General features: G+C 69.0%; 12 protein-coding genes. 6 read left to right on the top strand and 6 right to left on the bottom strand.

Features of this window, described 5'->3' with window-relative positions; all coding sequences use genetic code 11:
• Positions 1-5: 5 nt before the first annotated feature.
• A complete protein-coding gene (locus tag ACIRSS_RS34075) occupies positions 6-422 on the bottom strand; it encodes a PGPGW domain-containing protein (protein ID WP_400902194.1) in 417 nt (138 codons plus the stop codon).
• A 424-nt stretch (positions 423-846) separates the two neighbouring features.
• Between ACIRSS_RS34075 and ACIRSS_RS34070 the strand changes: the two genes are divergently transcribed.
• The 3 genes from ACIRSS_RS34070 to ACIRSS_RS34060 all read left to right on the top strand — a co-directional run bounded on the left by ACIRSS_RS34070 (position 847) and on the right by ACIRSS_RS34060 (position 3,537).
• Positions 847-1,182 carry an ArsR/SmtB family transcription factor gene (locus tag ACIRSS_RS34070; protein ID WP_400902192.1) on the top strand — a complete coding sequence of 112 codons (336 nt, stop codon included), beginning with the start codon at positions 847-849 and terminating at the stop codon, positions 1,180-1,182.
• Positions 1,179-1,640, top strand: coding sequence for an SRPBCC family protein (locus ACIRSS_RS34065; RefSeq protein WP_400902189.1), 462 nt, complete (start codon positions 1,179-1,181; stop codon positions 1,638-1,640). The genes ACIRSS_RS34070 and ACIRSS_RS34065 overlap by 4 nt, the downstream gene beginning before the upstream one ends.
• Positions 1,641-2,322: 682 nt before the next feature.
• Entirely contained in the window at positions 2,323-3,537 is a 1,215-nt protein-coding gene (locus ACIRSS_RS34060) for a DUF222 domain-containing protein (RefSeq protein ID WP_400902187.1), read from the top strand.
• 725 nt (positions 3,538-4,262) lie between these two features.
• Here ACIRSS_RS34060 and ACIRSS_RS34055 read toward each other — a convergent pair.
• Positions 4,263-4,847, bottom strand: coding sequence for a CE1759 family FMN reductase (locus ACIRSS_RS34055; RefSeq protein WP_400902184.1), 585 nt, complete (start codon positions 4,845-4,847; stop codon positions 4,263-4,265).
• Positions 4,844-5,929: an LLM class flavin-dependent oxidoreductase gene (locus ACIRSS_RS34050; RefSeq protein ID WP_400902182.1), complete on the bottom strand. Its 1,086-nt coding sequence runs from the start codon at positions 5,927-5,929 to the stop codon at positions 4,844-4,846. The genes ACIRSS_RS34055 and ACIRSS_RS34050 overlap by 4 nt, the downstream gene beginning before the upstream one ends.
• A 108-nt stretch (positions 5,930-6,037) precedes the next feature.
• On the opposite strand from ACIRSS_RS34050, the gene ACIRSS_RS34045 reads away from it, so the two are divergent.
• The 3 genes from ACIRSS_RS34045 to ACIRSS_RS34035 all read left to right on the top strand — a co-directional run bounded on the left by ACIRSS_RS34045 (position 6,038) and on the right by ACIRSS_RS34035 (position 12,071).
• A complete protein-coding gene (locus tag ACIRSS_RS34045; RefSeq protein WP_400902180.1) occupies positions 6,038-7,372 on the top strand; it encodes a hypothetical protein in 1,335 nt (444 codons plus the stop codon).
• Positions 7,373-7,506: 134 nt separating this feature from the next.
• A complete protein-coding gene (locus ACIRSS_RS34040; RefSeq protein WP_400902177.1) occupies positions 7,507-9,558 on the top strand; it encodes a type IIA DNA topoisomerase subunit B in 2,052 nt (683 codons plus the stop codon).
• Positions 9,559-9,587: 29 nt separating this feature from the next.
• A complete protein-coding gene (locus ACIRSS_RS34035; RefSeq protein ID WP_400902174.1) occupies positions 9,588-12,071 on the top strand; it encodes a DNA topoisomerase (ATP-hydrolyzing) subunit A in 2,484 nt (827 codons plus the stop codon).
• Between the two features lie 40 nt (positions 12,072-12,111).
• Here ACIRSS_RS34035 and ACIRSS_RS34030 read toward each other — a convergent pair whose 3' ends face one another.
• From ACIRSS_RS34030 to ACIRSS_RS34020, 3 genes are read right to left on the bottom strand one after another with little or no spacing between them, the layout of a single operon-like run.
• Positions 12,112-13,293 (bottom strand): acyl-CoA dehydrogenase family protein, encoded by a 1,182-nt coding sequence (locus tag ACIRSS_RS34030; RefSeq protein WP_400902171.1) that lies wholly within the window; start codon positions 13,291-13,293, stop codon positions 12,112-12,114.
• On the bottom strand, positions 13,290-14,126 hold the full coding sequence (locus tag ACIRSS_RS34025) for an SDR family oxidoreductase (RefSeq protein ID WP_400902168.1): 837 nt from the start codon (positions 14,124-14,126) through the stop codon (positions 13,290-13,292). The genes ACIRSS_RS34030 and ACIRSS_RS34025 overlap by 4 nt, the downstream gene beginning before the upstream one ends.
• Positions 14,126-14,950 (bottom strand): MaoC/PaaZ C-terminal domain-containing protein, encoded by an 825-nt coding sequence (locus ACIRSS_RS34020; protein ID WP_400902165.1) that lies wholly within the window; start codon positions 14,948-14,950, stop codon positions 14,126-14,128. Before ACIRSS_RS34020 ends, ACIRSS_RS34025 begins: the two co-directional genes overlap by 1 nt.
• Positions 14,951-15,035 lie beyond the last annotated feature (85 nt).

Raw genomic sequence — 15,035 nt, 5'->3', positions numbered from 1 at the left:
CTTCCTCAGCTGCGGCTGCCGGCCTCGCGCCGGGACTTGACCCGCCGGTAGCTCCAGATCAGCAGCGCGAACAGGATCACCGACGACAGGATCAGGCTCGACCCGGTGCTCCAGCCGGCGAACGGCAGCGACTTCACCGTGCCCCAGACGATCCCCGCCGCCAGCAGCGCCAGCCCGGCCAGCACGGACCCGGCGATCCGCAGCGGCGACGACACGCTCTCCTCGGCCGCCTTCATCGCGCGGTCGCGCACCGGGTCGACGTACCGCTCGAGCGCCGGGAACTCCGAGGCCAGCACCAGGAGCCCGGCGAGCACGAGCAGCAGCCCGGGGCCGGGCAGGACGAGCAGCAGCACCCCGACCACCAGCAGGACGGCACCCGCCACCGTGATCAGGACCCGCTTCGCCTGTTTGCCGATGCCCACTGGGCGTCTCCCCTCGTTTCGTCCGATTCTTCCTGGTTGCGGCCTCGTGTGCCACTCACGAGAGCCCGTACCCCGCCGTCCGGCGAATATCCACCCGAGCAGCTGCGGCAGGAAGGCCGGCGGGCTCGCCGGACGGCCGGTCCGATGGCGATCGCCGCCAGTACCCGGTCGGCGATCACTCCCGCGGGCAGCGCGACCTCCGGCGCACCGCCTCCCACCAGGCTCGCGAGGCCCGCCGCAGTCGTCGGCGAGCCGGAAGTCCGGCAGGTAGCGCGGCACGGGCTCGGCCAGGTTGATCCGTAGGGGCGGACGTAGGCGTCGATGTCGGGCTTCCGGTCGGCGGCGGCCACCCCCGACATTCGACAGGTCTTGACAACCCAGCTATATTCAACACATCGGTTGATAAACAGATTGGTTGATAAAGATGGCGGTTGACGAGGAGGCGCTGGACCGGGCGTTCACCGCACTCGGCGACCCGGTCCGCCGGGCCCTGATCGCCCGCCTGTCGCGCGGCGAAGCGACGGTCAACGAGCTGGCCGAGCCCTTCGCGATCACGAAGCAGGCGGTGTCCCGGCACATCCAGGTGCTGGAGCAGGCCGGGCTGATCACGCGCAGCCGCGACGGGCAGCGCCGGCCGTGCCACCTGGTGCCGTCCGCCCTCGAAGCCCTCACCGGCTGGATCGACACGTACCGGCTGGCCACCGAACGCAGCTACCGGCGGCTCGACGCCGTCCTGGAGACCTTGGAGGAAACACCATGAGCACGACGATCACCGCCCAGCCGGGAACGCCGTTCATCGAGATCACGCGCGAGTTCGCGGCCCCGCCGTCGGCGGTCCTGCGCGCCCACACGGATCCCGAGCTGATCGTGCGCTGGCTGGGCCCGCACGGCATGGAGATGCAGATAGTCGAGTTCGACGCGAGGTCAGGAGGTGCCTACGACTACATCCACCGCGACTCCCGAGGCGAGTACCGCTTCCGCGGCGTGTACCACACGGTGAGCGCCGACCGGATCATCCAGACGTTCGAGTTCCTGGGCACACCAGGCGAGGTGACCTTGGATTCGATGACACTGACAGACCTCGGCGACGGCCGCACGCGCGTCGAGACGCGCTCGGTGTTCCCGTCGGTTGCGGCGCGCGACACGGCGCTGGAGAGCGGGATGAGCCGAGGGATCACGGAGTCGTTCGAGCGGCTCGACAAGGTACTGGCGGCCTGAGGTGCCGAACGTCGTCGCGAGTTTCTGCATGTCATTGGACGGGTTCGTCGCACGGCCCGACGATTCGGTCGGACCGCTGTTCGACTGGTACACCGCCGGCGAGGTCGAGGTCCCGATGGTGGGCTACCCGACGACGTTCCGAGTATCCCCATCCAGCGCGTCGTACCTTCAGTCCTTTTTAGACACAGTCCGCGGTAGCGCTTTCGTCTGCGGGCGGCGGGTTTTCGACTACACCCGGGGGTGGGGTGGGCATCCTCCTGGCGGAGGTTCCGCTTTCGTCGTCACCCATCGGCCTGCGCCTTCTTGGCCCTCTTCCGTTCTTGCTCCCTTCACGTTCGTCTCGGACGTGGCCCGCGCTGTCGAGTTGGCTGCGGCTGCCGGGGATGGGAATGTCGGTGTTTCGGGGCCTTCCATTGCTCGGCAGTGCTTGGAGCTTGGGCTGCTTTCTGAGGTTCGGATCGATCTTGTGCCCGTGTTTCTCGGTTCGGGGGTTTCGTACTTCTCCGGCCTCTCCGCGTCTGGCGCTTCGCTTGAACAGGTTGAGGTTGTGGTTGGCTCCGGGGTGACACACTTGGTTTACCGGGTCCACTACCAGGACTCTTAAAGATGCGGCTTCGCCGGAGTTCTCGCTTCTACCCGTTGGTGTGATGATCACGCGTTTGAAGTCGGCTAACCTTGTTGTATGCCAACGGAAGCAGCGTGGAAGACAGATGCGACGGCCCTGGCCGATCGCATCTCCACCCTGCTCACAGTGGTGCGTAGCGCCGAGGCCGAGATCGGTGCGCTGCTGGCGGAAATCGAGTCCCGCGGGGTGATGGAACTCTTCGGCTACCGCTCGGTGGCCCGTCTTCTCGAGCACTTGGCGGACATCCCGAAGTCGGCAGCGGAGACGGCGGTCAAACGAGCCGGCGCTTTGCACCCCGACAGCACCCCTGCGCTGGCTCCCTCCACCGCCGCCGTCGCGACGGAGGGCCGCCTGAGCAACCCGATGATCGACACGATCGTCAGTGCGCTCACACAAATCCCACCGGAGCACCGCGAGGACGCCGAAGGACACCTGCTGGCCCTGGCCGAAGACGCAGGCCACAAACAGGTCGCGGCGCTGGGAGCCCGCATCGTGGCCCACCTGGACCCCGACGGCCCCGAACCAGACACCACCGAACCGGCGGTCCCCAGCCGCGAACTCTCGTTACGTCGCAAAAGAACCGGAGTATGGGAGCTGCACGGCCGTTTCGACGACGAGACGGGAACCCGAGCCAGCGCCCTGCTCGACGCGCTAGCCGAACGCCGCACCGGCACCGACGAGGGCGGCGACCACCGTTCCCCGCAGGAACGCTACGGCGACGCATTCTCCGACACGATCGACCTGGCCCTGAACTCCCCGACGCTGCCGATGCAGGCGGGCGAGCGCGCCCACGTGATGATCGCGGTACACCTGAACGACCTGAAGTCGGGCGTAGGCGAGGCAACCCTGGGCGACACCGGCACGATGACGGCGGCGGAAGCCAGGATCCACGCGTGCGACAGCATGATCATCCCAGCGGCGCTGGGTGAGAAGAGCGAGCCGCTGAACCTGGGCCGCCTCCGCCGCCTGATCTCGGCAGGCCTGCGCCGAGCGTTGTACCTCCGCGACCGCGGCTGCGCCTTCCCAGGCTGCCACCGCCCACCCCGGCACTGCCAGGGCCACCACATCCACCACTGGTCCGACGGCGGCCGAACCGACCTGAACAACCTGGTCCTGATGTGCGCCCACCACCACCGGCTGCTGCACCGTTCAGGCTGGGAAGTCCGCATAGCCCCCGACGGCCTCCCGGAGTTCCTCCCACCAACATTCCTGGACAAACACCGAAAACCCAGGCGCAACAACCTGCACCAACCGCTGCCGTTCGCAGCGTGACAACCGAACATGGGAAAGGCCCGCAGCCAATGGCTACGGGCCTACACCCACGTCCACCCACCCAAAGACGACGAACCGTCCACCCAGCACCCGACGCCTAGTTCGACAACCCCAACCGCCACCCGGCTAAACGCCAACGAGACCCAGACTCTGCACATCGAACACAGCCGCAGCAGCCAGGCATCAGCGCCATCTCCAGTCCTCCAGCGCCGAGGCCGGACGGCAGGCACCAATAGCTCACACCCATCTGCCCGAGCCACCACATGGCAAGCCCAACTCGGCCAGCGGCAAGGCCGCTAACTCAGCAAGCAGCGCCGCCACTCGACCCGACCCGGCCCACCATCTCGCCAGCCACTCGTCCTGGCGGAGCTTCCCGCGAGAGGCAATCACCACCGCTGCGCCGCCGGGTCCGGCCGTGAAGCGCCCCGCCGGACTCTGGCGAGAACCACCGCCTCTGAGGCCCAGCCCTGGATACCGGCCAGAATCGCCTCAGCCTCCAAGCCGACCAGCCCACCAACCGCCGAGGCCCGATCAACCAACCAGCCGGTCCACCAACCCGCCGGCCCGCCAAGCAACCGGCAGCGGTCGACCAACCGGTCCACCGACCGTCCGGTCCGCCAACCAACCAGGCCGCAGCCAGCCAACCGGCCGGTCCACCCACCAACCAACCGGTCCGCCAACCAACCAGGCACCAGCCAGCCGGGCAGCGGCCGGCCGGCCATCACCTACTCCCCCACCTCGGCCAACAGCTGCTCAAAGGGAACAAACCCCGTCCCCTCAACACCGGCAACCCGACCCTCGACAGCCGAAGCCAGCTCGGCCCCGGCCTTCTCGATCCGCCGCTGCAACGCGCCCTCTCCGCTCCCCCAGTCCGAGGAAGCGGCATAAACCCCGGTAGCCACCGGATCCGCCTTGAGATACCCGAACAACGGCCTCAACTGGTAGTCCAACACCAACGAATGCCGCTCCGTCCCACCAGTAGCGCCCAGCAGCACCGGCTTACCCACCAGCGAATCCGCGTCCAGCACATCGAAGAACGACTTGAACAACCCGCTGTACCCAGCCGTGAACACCGGAGTCACCACGATCAGCGCATCCGCGGAAACCACCGTCGAGATCGCCGACCGCAAGGCCGGGCTCGGAAACCCCGTCAGCAGGTTCTTCGTCACGTCCAAAGCGATGTCCCGCAGCTCCACCACCGAGACCGAAGCGTCAGGAGCAGCAGCAACCGTCGCCGCCGCCAGACGATCCGCCAGCAACCGGGAAGACGACGGTACCGACAACCCCGCCGTCACCACCGCGAGCTTCATTCCGACACCTCCACCAATGACGAAGCAAGCGAAGCGTGCGTAGGCGCCTCAGGCACGTGAGCCGGACGCATGGAGTCCAGCTCCTTGCGCAGCACCGGCACCACCTCCGAACCCAGCAGGTCCAGCTGCTCCAGCACCGTCTTGAGCGGCAACCCCGCGTGGTCCATCAAGAACAGCTGACGCTGATAGTCACCGAAGTTCTCGCGGAAGGTCAGCGTCTTGTCGATGACCTCCTGCGGGCTCCCCACGGTCAACGGCGTCTGGTCGGTGAACTCCTCCAGCGTCGGGCCGTGCCCGTACACCGGGGCGTTGTCGAAGTACGGCCGGAACTCCTTCCACGCGTCCTGGGAGCGCGGCCGGATGAACGCCTGGCCGCCCAGCCCCACGATCGCCTGGTCCGCCGCTCCGTGGCCGTAGTGCTCGAAACGCTGGCGGTAGAACTGGATCAGCTGCTGGAAATGGGACGTCGGCCAGAAGATGTGGTTGGCGAAGAAGCCGTCACCGTAGAACGCGGCCTGCTCGGCGATCTCCGGGCTGCGGATGGACCCGTGCCACACGAACGGCGGGACTCCGTCCAGCGGGCGGGGCGTCGACGTGAACCCCTGCAGCGGGGTGCGGAACTTGCCCGACCAGTCGACCACGTCCTCGCGCCACAGCCGGCGCAGCAGCGCGTACTTCTCGATCGCCAGCGGGATGCCCTGGCGGATGTCCTCACCGAACCACGGGTACACCGGACCCGTATTACCGCGACCCATCATGAGGTCCACGCGGCCGTCGGCCAGGTGCTGCAGCATCGCGAAGTCCTCGGCGATCTTCACCGGGTCGTTCGTCGTGATGAGCGTGGTCGATGTCGACAAGATGATCTTGGACGTCTGCGCGGCGATGTACCCCAGCATCGTCGTCGGCGACGACGGTACGAACGGCGGGTTGTGGTGCTCGCCCGTCGCGAAGACGTCGAGGCCGACCTCCTCCGCCTTCAGCGCGATCCGGACCATCGCCTTGATCCGCTCGTGCTCCGTCGGCGTGGTGCCGTTCGTGGGATCGGTCGTGACGTCGCCCACCGAGAAGATTCCGAACTGCATGACCTGACTCCCTTCGCGAGCCCCATCTTACATGCGCGTTCAACTACTTCCAAGCAAGAGATATTCCGGCCGTCAATGCCGTAGGGGGCACCAAGTAAGGTCAAGGCCATGGACGCGGAGCTCGGTCGGCTGGGTCTGGCAGAACGTTCGGTACGACTACTCACGGGCCGCGACATCTGGGGTTCGATCACCCCGCTGCTCGCGCCTCGCCGGAACCTGGTGGCGGCTTTCGGCCACGTCGGTCCCGGCGCGGCCGCGCTGCTGCCGCTGGAACCCGGCGACACGGTGATCACGGACGCCAGCCTGGACATGGTGCTGTCCGGCGCGACGAGCCCGCACGCCCTGCTGCACTGGGTGAAGGCGGGCGTGATCGTGCACTCGCTGCGCGGGCTGAACGCGAAGCTGGTGATCGCCGAGGACGACCCGTCGTTCGTGGTCGTCGGCTCGGCCGACGTCACCGCCGCCGGCCCGCGGCAGCTGTTCGAGGCCGTCACGGTCTCCCACGAGAAGCACACCGTCGAGGAGGCCCAGGAGGCCTGGCTCGAGTGGTGCGACCTCGCGGGCCCCGCGCTGACGGCGGGCGACCTGGAGCCGCTCCTGGAGCAGTACGGCGCCGGCAAGCCGGTCACCGCGCCGCGCCCGGCGACCCCCGCGCGCTCCACCCCGCCCGCCCGCCCGGTCGTCACGAGCCGGCCGGCCACGCCGGTGCGGCCCGCCACCCCGGCACCGGCACCCTCGCCGGTCCGGCCCGCCGCGCCGCCCGCGGCCGCGACCCCGCCGCCGGCCCCGGTCCGGCCGGCGCCGCCCGCGGCCGCCGAATCCCCGGTCCGGCCGCCGGAACCCGAGGCCGAACCGCAGTCCACCGAGACGGCCGCCACACCGTCGCCGGCCGCCGAAACCGCGGAACCGGTTGCGGCCACCGAGCCCGAAACCACCGACGTGCCCCGGCCCGCGTGGCCGCGCCCGGCCGAGCTGTACCTCGTCAGCCTCGTCGAAGGCGGCGAGCCGTCGGCCGAGGCCGAGTACCGGCTCGAAGAGCTGCAGCGCGAGTACACCCACCCCGGCGACAACGGCGAACAGCCGTTCCGCGTCGAACTGTTCTGGGCCGACGACGGCCAGGGCCAGGACCCGCCGCGCACGCTGCGCACGGGCGTGCACGTCATCCGCGTCTACAGCCAGAAGCAGGGCCGTGCCCTGGTCGGGTCGCGGATCGAGGCCCCCGGTCTGGTGCTGCAGGCGTACACCGACGAGTTCGCCTACCCGCGCCGCACGTACTGCTACATCCTGACCCGGGACCCGGCCGCCCGGCCGGCGTTCGGCGACCTCCGCAAGGCGCTCGCCGCGATCGGCGAAAAGCCGAACTTCCGGAACAGCTTCCAGGTCCCGCGGAAGATCGAAGCCCTGCTGGGCCTGTGGCCCGACCTGGGCTACGACCCCCGTTAGGGGGCGGCGCACGCCACTCCCGGGGCGACAGGGCGCGGAAACTGTCGGGGCGGGCGGATATCCTGCAGTACGGTGCAGGCCAGTCCGCACCGCCACCAGCACTTTCGCGAGCCACGATCCGGGAGAACGACCCTGTGACTGCCGAGACCTTGTACGGGGCCGACGACCTGACGCATCTCGAGGGTCTCGAAGCCGTCCGCAAACGCCCCGGGATGTACATCGGTTCCACCGACAGCCGCGGCATCAACCACCTCTTCTCCGAGGTGGTGGACAACTCGACGGACGAGGGCGTCGCCGGGCACGCGACGAAGATCGTCGTGACCCTGCACGCCGACGGCAGCGTCCAGGTGGACGACGACGGCCGCGGCATCCCCACCGGCATCCACGCCAAGTCCGGTTTGTCCGGCGTCGAGCTGGTGCTGACGCGGCTGCACGCCGGCGGCAAGTTCGGCGGCTCCGGCTACAAGACCTCCGGCGGCCTGCACGGCGTCGGCGCTTCGGCGGTCAACGCGCTGTCGCACCGCTTCGACGTCACGGTGAAGCAAGAGGGCAAGGTCCACCAGATGTCGTTCAAGCACGGCATCCCCGGCACCTTCGACGCGCCCGGCCCGAAGGCGAAGTTCACCCGCCGGTCCGGGCTGAACCTCGTCGGCAAGATGAAGCGCGGCGAGCGCAGCGGCACGTCGATCCGCTACTGGTACGACGCGCGCTACTTCGAGTCCGGCGCGGCGCTGGACGTCGAGGGCGTGCGGGCGAAGCTGCGCAACACCGCGTTCCTCGTCCCGGGCGTCACGTACGTGCTGCGCACGGCGATCGAAGACACGATCAACGAAGAGACGTTCCACTTCCCGCACGGCCTGGTCGACATGGTCGACTTCCTGACCCCGTCGGGCGAGAAGCCGGTCTGCGGCACGCTGCTGATCACCGGTGAGGGCACGTACAAGGAGAACGCGGCCGACGCCGCCGGCGTCATGCAGTCCAATGTGGAGCGGCACGCCGAGGTCGAGGTGGCGCTGCGCTGGGGCACCGGCTACGAGCGCACGGTCGAGTGCTTCACCAACACGATCCGCAACGTCCACGGCGGCACGCACCGCCGCGGTTTCGACCGCGCGGTCACGAAGGCGTTGCAGGAGGCCATCTCCAAGACCCGCGGGCTGCTCAAGCCCAAGGAGGACATGCCGACGATCGAGGACGTCCTCGAGGGCATGACCGCCGTCGTGCACGTCCGGCTGCCGGAGCCGCAGTTCACGTCGCAGACGAAGGACGAGCTGTCCACCGCCGGCATCACGCGGGTGCTGCAGGCCATCGTCGACAAGCACGTCAAGGCCTGGACCGAGGACCGCAAGACGAAGTCCGAGGCGAAGGTCGTGCTGCAGAAGGTGGTCGACGCCGCGCGCGTCCGGCTCACGCAGAAGCAGCAGAAGGACGCCGCCCGGCGCAAGACCGCGCTCGAAGGCGCGGCGATGCCGCCGAAGCTGGTCGACTGCCGCACCACCGGCGTCTCCCGCAGCGAGCTGTTCCTCGTCGAGGGTGACAGCGCGCTGGGGTCGGCCCGGATGGCGCGCGTGTCGGAGTACCAGGCGCTGCTGCCGCTGCGGGGCAAGATCCTGAACGTGCAGAAGGCGTCCTTGGGCGACACGCTGAAGAACGCCGAGATCGCGTCGATCGTGCAGGTCCTCGGCGCGGGCACCGGCCGCACGTTCGACCTGACGACCATGCGCTACGGCCGGGTCATCCTGATGGCGGACGCGGACGTCGACGGTTCGCACATCCGGACCCTGCTGATCACGCTGTTCGCGAAGTACATGCGCCCGGTGATCGAAGACGGCCGGCTGTACGCGGCGATGCCGCCGCTGCACAAGCTCGTCACGAAGGGCCGCAACCCGGAGACGCACTTCACGTACACACAGCAGGAGATGGAAACCAAGTACGCCGAGCTGGAGCGGGCGGGCAAGAGCATCGTCACGCCGGTGCCGCGGTTCAAGGGTCTCGGCGAGATGGACGCCGACGAGCTGTGGGAGACCACGATGAACCCGGCCACCCGCTCGGTCCGCCGGATCACCATGGACGACGCCGAGGCCGCCGAGGGCGCGCTGGAGCTGCTGATGGGCGAGAAGGTCGAGCCCCGGCGGAACTGGCTGGTCGCCTCTTCGGACCGGATCGACCGCGACGCCATCGACGCTTGATTTTTCCGTAGCTACCAAGGAGTTCTGCCGTGGCACGCCGCAAGGGCACCACCACCAAGGTCGATCCCAGCGCGTTCGACCGCGCCGGCGCGAACGTCTTCGACAACTCGCTGAAGACCGAGATCGAGGACTCGTACCTGGAGTACGCGTATTCGGTCATCCACTCGCGCGCCCTGCCGGACGCGCGGGACGGGCTGAAGCCGGTGCACCGCCGGATCCTGTACTCGATGAACGAGAACGGCTACCGCCCGACGCACGCGTACGTGAAGTCGTCGCGCGTGGTCGGCGACGTCATGGGCAAGTACCACCCGCACGGTGACGTCGCGATCTACGACGCGATGGTGCGGCTGGCGCAGGACTTCTCGCTGAACGTCCCGCTGATCGACGGCCACGGCAACTTCGGCTCGCCGGACGACGGCCCGGCCGCCTCGCGGTACACCGAGGCCCGGATGTCACCCGAGGCGATGCAGCTGGTCGGCGAGCTCGGCGAGGACACCGTCGACTTCCGGCCGAACTACGACGGCTCGCTCGAGGAGCCGTCCGTGCTGCCCGCGGCGTTCCCGAACCTGCTGGTCAACGGCACGTCCGGGATCGCGGTCGGGATGGCGACCAACATGATCCCGCACAACCTCGGCGAGGTCGTCGCGGCGGCGCGGTGGCTGATCACGCACCCGTCCGCGACGCTCGACAAGCTGATGGAGTTCGTCCCCGGCCCCGACCTGCCGACCGGCGGCAGCCTGCTGGGCCTCGACGAGGTCCGCCGCGCGTACGAGACCGGCCGCGGCGTGGTCCGGATGCGCGCGAACTGCGAGACCGGTCCGCTCGAAGGCAGCCGTGGGCGGCAGGCGATCACCGTCACCGAGCTGCCCTACGGCGTCGGCCCGGAGAAGGTGATCGAGAAGATCACCGACGAGGTCAACAAGTCCAAGCGGCTCACCGGCATCGCCGACGTCAAGGACCTCACCGACCGCGAGAACGGCACGCGGCTGGTCATCGAGTGCAAGGTCGGCGTCAACCCGCAGGCGCTGCTCGCGGACCTCTACCGGCTCACGCCGCTGGAGCAGTCGTTCGGCATCAACAACCTGGTGCTCGTCGATGGCCAGCCGCAGACGCTGGGCCTGAAGGAGCTGCTGGAAGTCTTCCTGCGGCACCGCTACGACGTCGTCACGCGGCGCACGAAGTACCGGCGCCGCAAGCGCGAAGAGCGGCTGCACCTGGTCGACGGCCTGCTGATCGCGCTGCTGAACATCGACAAGGTGATCAAGCTCATCCGCGAGAGCGAGAACGCGCAGGCCGCGAAGGACGGCTTGATGACGCGCTTCAAGCTCTCGGAGATCCAGGCGACGTACATCCTCGACACTCCCCTGCGCCGGCTGACCAAGTACGACCGGCTGGAGCTGGAGTCGGAGCAGGAGCGGCTGCGCGAGGAGATCGCGGAGCTGACGAAGATCCTCGACGACGACTCGGTGCTGAAGAAGCTCGTGTCGGCCGAGCTGGCGAAGATCGCGAAGGACTTCCCGACCGAGCGCCGCACGTCCCTGATCGACGGCGACCTGAAGGAGGTCCTGGCCGCGTCGAAGCCGTCGGGTCCCCTGGAGGTCGAGGACGACCCGTGCCAGGTGATCCTGTCGGCGACCGGCCTGGTGGCCCGCACGGCGGCGGAGTCCGAGGAGTCGACGGAGACGCGCCGGCGCAACGGCCGGGTGAAGCACGACGCCGTGGCGGCGGTGGTCCACACCACGGCCCGCGGTCAGATCCTGCTGGTGACCAGCCGCGGCCGCGCGTTCAAGACGGACGTGCTGCCGTTGCCGGTCCTGCCGGAGCAGGCGGGCACGGTCTCCCTGCGCGGCGGCATGGCGGCGCGCGAGCTGGTCCCGCTGGAGAAGGGCGAGACGGTCGTCGGCATCGCGCCGCTGGGTGAGCAGGCGGCGGGTTCCCCGGGCCTGGCGCTGGGCACTCGCGCGGGTGTCGTGAAGGTCTGTTCACCGGAGTGGCCGGTCCGCTCGGACGAGTTCGAAGTGATCTCGCTGAAGGACGGCGACGAGGTCGTCGGAGCGACGTGGCTGACGGACGGCACGGAGACGCTGGCGTTCGTGTCGTCGGAGGCGTCGCTGCTGAAGTACGCGGCATCGCTGGTCCGCCCGCAGGGCCTGAAGGGCGGCGGCATGGCCGGCATCAACGTCGGCGCGGGTTCGGTGGTGTTCTTCGGAGCGATCCGCACGGACGACGACGAGCACGGCGAGCCCCTGGTGATCACGTCGACCGGCCAAAGCGTGAAGGTCACGCCGTTCAGCGAGTACCCGGCGAAGGGCCGCGCCACGGGCGGGGTCCGGGCCCAGCGGTTCTTGAAGGGCGAGACGGCGCTGCGAGTGGCGTGGATCGGCCCGCGCCCCGCGGGAGCGGCGAAGAACGGCGACCCGGTGGAGCTCCCGGAGATCGACGTCCGCAGGGACGGCTCAGGCCACGCCCACCCAGGCCCGGACGTGGTCGGTCACCTCATCGAACGCGACTGACAGCGAGGGTGGTGCGCCGGGAGGGCGCACCACCCTCGGCTCAGGCCAGCAGGGCCTTGGCTATGTGGGTCACCTGGATTTCGTTGCTGCCCGCGTAGATCATCAACGACTTCGCGTCCCGCGCCAGCTGTTCCACCCGGTACTCGGCCATGTACCCGTTGCCGCCGAACAGTTGCACCGCCTCCATGGCCACCTCGGTCGCCGCCTCGGAGGAGTACAGCTTCATCGCCGACGCCTCCGCCAGCGAAGGGCGCTTTCCCGCGCGGGCCTTGGCCACCGTCTGGAACACCATGTTCTGGACGTTCAGCCGGGCCACCTCCATCTTCGCCAGCTTCAGCTGGATCAGCTGGAACCGCCCGATCTCCTGGCCCCACAGCTTCCGCGACTTCGCGTAGTCGACGCACAGCCGGAGGCACTCGTTGATGATGCCCAGCGACAGCGCCGCCACGCCGACCCGCTCGGCCGCGAAACTCTCCCGGGCGCTCTCGGAACCCGACGACGACAGCAGCCGGTCCGCGCCGAGCCGGACGTCGTCGAAGAACAGCTCGCCCGTCGGGGACGACATCATCCCCATCTTCTTGAACGGCTTGCCCTGCACGAACCCCGGCATCCCGCGGTCCAGCACGAACGTCAGCACCGGCCGCTCCCGCGCCGGCGACCCGTCGGCCAGCTTCGCGTACACCACCGCCGTGTCCGCGTAGGGGCCGTTCGTGATGAACGTCTTCCGCCCGTTCAGCACGTACTCATCGCCGTCCCGGCGGACCGTCGTCTGCATGCCGCCGAACGCGTCCGAACCCGAGTCCGGCTCGGTGATCGCCCACGCGCCGATCTTCTCGAACGTCGCCAAGCCCGGCAGCCAGCGCTGCTTCTGCTCCAGCGAGCCCTTCGACAGGATCGTCGCCGCCGTCAGCCCCAGCGAGACGCCCAGCGAAGCCACGATCCCGAGGCTCACCCCGGCCAGTTCGCTGATCGCGATGAGCGCGAGCGTCTCCTGCCCACCCAGCTTCGGTGCGCCCGAACCCTTACCCTCCGAAGCGAGCAGGCGAGAGACCGCTTCCGCCGCCATGGCGTCCAGCCCGAACGCCTTGAACAGCTTCCGGATGATGTCGTACGGCGGCAGCTCGCCGCTCTCCAGTGAATCCAGGTGCGGCCGGATCTCCTTGGCGATGAACTCCCGGATCGAGTCGCGGATCAGCAGATCCGTCTCGGACCACTCGATCACGGCAGCCTCGCCGCGATGTCGTCGATCTCCCACGGGCCCTCGGTCTCGATCACCTTGACGTCGTGCCAGCCGGCCAGTTCCGAGATCGCGCCGCCCTGGACCGCGAACACCTTGCCCGTCACCGGGCACTTCTCGGTCGCCAAGTACGCCACCAGCGGCGAGATGTTCGCCGGTGAGAACGCGTCAAACTCGCCTTCCTCCACTGGTGCGGCGAAGATCGCGCCCATCCCCGGCGTCGCCAGCGTCAGCCGGGTCCGGGCGATCGGCGCGATCGCGTTGACCCGCACCCCGTAGCGCTCCAGTTCCGCCGCCGCCACCAACGTCATCGCCGCGATCCCCGCCTTCGCCGCGCCGTAGTTCAGCTGGCCCGGGTTCGGCACCGTCGTCCCCGAAGCCGACGCCGTGTTGATCACCGACGCCGCCACCGGAGTTCCCGCCTTGGCCGACGACTTCCAGTACGCCGCCGCGTGGTGCAGGACCGCCGCGTGCCCCTTCAAGTGGACCGCGATCACCTCGTCCCACTGCTGCTCGGTGAGACCCGCGACGAAGCTGTCCCGCAGGATGCCCGCGTTGTTCACCACCACGTCCAGCCGGCCGAACTCGGACACCGCCTGGTCGACCAGCTCCGCCGCGCCCGCCCACGTCGCCACGTCCGACGTGTTGGCCACCGCCGAACCACCGGACGAGCGGATCTCCGAGACCACCTCGGGGTCCGGCTCGATGTCGTTGACCACAACCGAAGCGCCCTCACGCGCGAACAACAGCGCGTGCTCCCGGCCGATCCCCCGGCCGGCGCCGGTGATCAGCGCGACGCGCCCCTCGAGTGCACCCATCACAGCTCCGCAAGTCCGTCTTTGATCACGAGTGTGTCTCCTGCTCTGGTTTCGAAGGCGTAGGAAGAAGGCCCCGCCGCCCAGATCGACGTCGACAGGTCCTGCCCCGGCAGCACGGGGGCGGCGAAGCGGACGGCGAGGCGACGCAGCCGGCCCGCGGGCGCCACCGAAGTAAGCACCGCCCACGACGTGAACGCCATCGTGCACAGCCCGTGCGCGATGATCCCCGGCAAGCCCGCCGCCCGGGCGACCTCCTCGTCGAGGTGGATCGGCATCGGGTCGCCGGCGGCCGGCCCGTAGCGGAACGTCTGGTCGTCGTCGACGTGCTGGCCGACCTTCGCCACCGGCGGCGACGAGCGCAGCGCCTCGTCGAACCGGTGCGAAGGCCCCAGCTCACCCACCTTCGAACCGGTGTCGAAGCCGCGTACGAAGAACGTCACGTACTGCTCGTTGACCAGCTCACCGCCGGAAGCACGGCACTCCAGGTAGACCGTCGCCCGCGTGCCCTTCGGCAACCCCTCCCAGCCGGTCATCTTGGCGCGTGACTCCAGCACGTCGCCGGGCCGGATCGGGCGGTGGAACCGGAAGTCCTGCTCGCCGTGCAGCACACGCCCGAACAACGACGGCGGCACGACCTCGAGGGCCGGTTCCAGCAGCGACTGGAACACCGGCACGATCGCGAACACCGGGCTCGCGACATCGCCGGAAGCGTGCGCCGGGATCGGGTCGTTGGTCGCGGCCGCGTACTCGACGAGCCGGTCCCGCGTGACCTCGAACGAAACCGGTGCCGTCCACTTGTCGAGCCCGGCCGGGTCGAACTTCACGCGACCAGCGCCTTGAACTTCTCGAGGGACTCGTCGAGGTTCTTCTTCCCGTCCTTCTCGACGGCCTTGCCCAGCGCGCCGACGA

The sequence above is a fragment of the Amycolatopsis sp. NPDC101161 genome, from assembly GCF_044768185.1.
GTDB lineage: Bacteria > Actinomycetota > Actinomycetes > Mycobacteriales > Pseudonocardiaceae > Amycolatopsis.
The sequence above is the reverse complement of the archived record's forward strand: the minus strand, read 5'-3'. Positions and strand labels throughout refer to the sequence as shown.

Coding starts and splice junctions, on each gene's coding strand:
- ACIRSS_RS34065 (WP_400902189.1), top strand. CDS start 1,179: ATGAGCACGACGATCACCGCCCAGCCGGGAACGCCGTTCATCGAGATC.
- ACIRSS_RS34060 (WP_400902187.1), top strand. CDS start 2,323: ATGCCAACGGAAGCAGCGTGGAAGACAGATGCGACGGCCCTGGCCGAT.
- ACIRSS_RS34025 (WP_400902168.1), bottom strand. CDS start 14,126: ATGGGTGCACTCGAGGGGCGCGTCGCGCTGATCACCGGCGCCGGCCGG.
- ACIRSS_RS34055 (WP_400902184.1), bottom strand. CDS start 4,847: ATGAAGCTCGCGGTGGTGACGGCGGGGTTGTCGGTACCGTCGTCTTCC.
- ACIRSS_RS34070 (WP_400902192.1), top strand. CDS start 847: ATGGCGGTTGACGAGGAGGCGCTGGACCGGGCGTTCACCGCACTCGGC.
- ACIRSS_RS34050 (WP_400902182.1), bottom strand. CDS start 5,929: ATGCAGTTCGGAATCTTCTCGGTGGGCGACGTCACGACCGATCCCACG.
- ACIRSS_RS34045 (WP_400902180.1), top strand. CDS start 6,038: ATGGACGCGGAGCTCGGTCGGCTGGGTCTGGCAGAACGTTCGGTACGA.